The sequence below is a fragment of the Vibrio sp. 10N.222.46.A1 genome, from assembly GCF_041473595.1.
Lineage (GTDB): Bacteria > Pseudomonadota > Gammaproteobacteria > Enterobacterales > Vibrionaceae > Vibrio > Vibrio tasmaniensis_A.
This window is the reverse complement of record NZ_JBFRSN010000892.1, coordinates 1-2,175: the sequence shown is the minus strand read 5'-3', so window position 1 is coordinate 2,175 and position 2,175 is coordinate 1. Positions and strand designations below refer to the sequence as shown.

1 protein-coding gene and 1 pseudogene are annotated in these 2,175 nt (G+C 43.7%); one reads left to right on the top strand and one right to left on the bottom strand.

Translation table 11 applies throughout. The annotated features are described in order from the left end of the window. The coding region (locus AB4496_RS21565; protein ID WP_372131910.1) for a DUF294 nucleotidyltransferase-like domain-containing protein at positions 1-1,651 on the bottom strand (1,651 nt) is incomplete at its 3' end. Positions 1,652-1,801: 150 nt separating this feature from the next. Between AB4496_RS21565 and AB4496_RS21560 the strand changes: the two are divergent. Further along, positions 1,802-2,175, top strand: a pseudogene (locus AB4496_RS21560) (hypothetical protein); the annotation flags it as partial.

Genomic DNA, 2,175 nt, shown 5'->3' with positions numbered 1-2,175 from the left:
CGTCGATAATGTCATCTAAACGTTCGAATGAGTTCTTAGAGCGAGATGCGACTGCTAAAGAGTGAACACGGATTAGATCGGCAAGTGGTGCGGTACCACGACGTTTAAGATTGATCGAGTTGTTATGACGACCATCTTTCTCCATTACAAAATCTTTAAAGAAACCCAGAGGCGGTGTTCGGTTGAGTGCGTTACGAGCAAGACACGCCAAGAAACGGTTGTTCTTACGCGCACGTCTTACAATAAAACTATTTAACTGTTCTGCCCATTTTAAGCGGCCATAAACACCATCTAAATCAAAGAAGATAGAGGCGTTCAGTAGTGCTTTCGGGTTTGGATCATCAATCCAATCAGCGAAGCATTCTTCCCATTGTCGACGTGTCATACGCCAAGTTGGGTTAGTGGCCATGATGTCACCGGTACAGTACACATAGCCACATTGGTCTAAGCCATCACAAATGAAGGTCGACAGCTCTTCAAAGTACTTACCGTGCTTTTTCTCATCGTAGGTATCATCAAGAATAATGGCGTTATCTTGGTCAGTAACGAGCAGCTGCTCATCACGCCCCATCGAGCCGAGCGCGAGGAAACAATAAGGGATCGGCGCTTTACCGAGTTTATCTTCGGCTAGTTCAATAATTCGTTGTTTAAAGCTACGGCCAATTACCGACATTGCGGTACCCACCATGTGGGCGTTGGCGTCTTCGTTAACCAAGCGCACAAAGCTGTCTTTTACTTGCTCAGAAAGGACTTTAAGATCTTCGATGCTTTGCTGTTGGAAGATGCTGCTTACCAATAACAGCGAGTTTTGAGATTCGTAACGTACAATATCGGTCGCTTCAATAATACCAATAGGCTTCTTATCTTTTAGTACTGGTAGGTGATGCACGTTGTAGCGAAGCATGGTCATCATGGCTTCGTAGACATAGGCATTATGATCGAGCGAGATAACCTCTGCTGTCATTACACTTGATACTTCATCCGATGGATCGAGTCCTTCTGCTAAAACTCGGGTACACAGATCACGGTCGGTAATGATGCCAATAACGGGCGTCGAATCGTCTTCATCATCTTCAACAATATCCGGGTCGATGATCAGCAAAGATGAAACATTATCTTGTGCCATCATGGTAGCAGCTTGTTGGATGGTTCGTGTTTTTTCGATCATTGGCGCTTCGCTAGTCAGCAGCGTCTTTACCTTTGACGTGGTTAGATCGTTAGCGTCGTTGCTGTCTGAGTTAGCCTGACGCAGTCGCGCATTATCTTCTACTTCGACAAAGTCAGCGAATGAATCATAGTTGTCGTAGAGTTCTTGGAAAATAGGTTCAGGGATACAGTAGAGTAGGGTGTCTTCTGTTGCTTTTACCGGGAAGCGAACTTTATTGTTGGTGAGTAGCCCCATTTGGCCAAATAAGTGTCCCTCATCCAGCCGGTTATAGAGCTCACCTTTACGACGATAGACTTCTACTTCGCCGCTTCGAACAATGTAAAGGTCGTTAATCTGATCACCAAAGTGAATGATAGGGGTATCTTGGCGGTAATAAGAAATTTCGACGCTACTGGTCACTTTCGCCAACATCTCCTCTGGGAGTTCTGTGAAAGGGGGGTATTGTGCCAGAAAGTTTTGAATCTCTAATAACTCAGCATCCATAATGATCATCCATTGGTTTGTATGATTTCATGGTACAACATTTGATAATATTTTGCCGTCACAAATCAATCTGTGAGCTAAAACCTTTTTAAAGTCTTAGGGATAGACTAATCTTTCAAATAATAGGGTGATAGTTAAAGGATGATAGGAATGACGAAGTGGAAACTTAGTTTAGTGTCTGCAATTTTTATGTTTTCTTCAAGTTCGTGGGCCGAAACTCACCGTGTGGATATTCTGGATTATGACCATATATACGCCACCGCTCATTCGGGAAGTTTGAATGAAGATGCAGGCAGCAATAACAATGCATCATCCTATGGATTAGGTATTAGCTATGCGATAACGGATGATTGGCTATTGTTGGGTGACTACAGTGCTCGTTTCATTCACCCAGATGAATCAACAACTCGAATGGATACCCTTATGCCGGGCATTGGGTACCGTTACAGTATTAAGCGAGATCTAGATATAGTGGCTTACTACCTGCTTGGTATTACTAAGGGGGAAGTCGAAGATAATGGAAC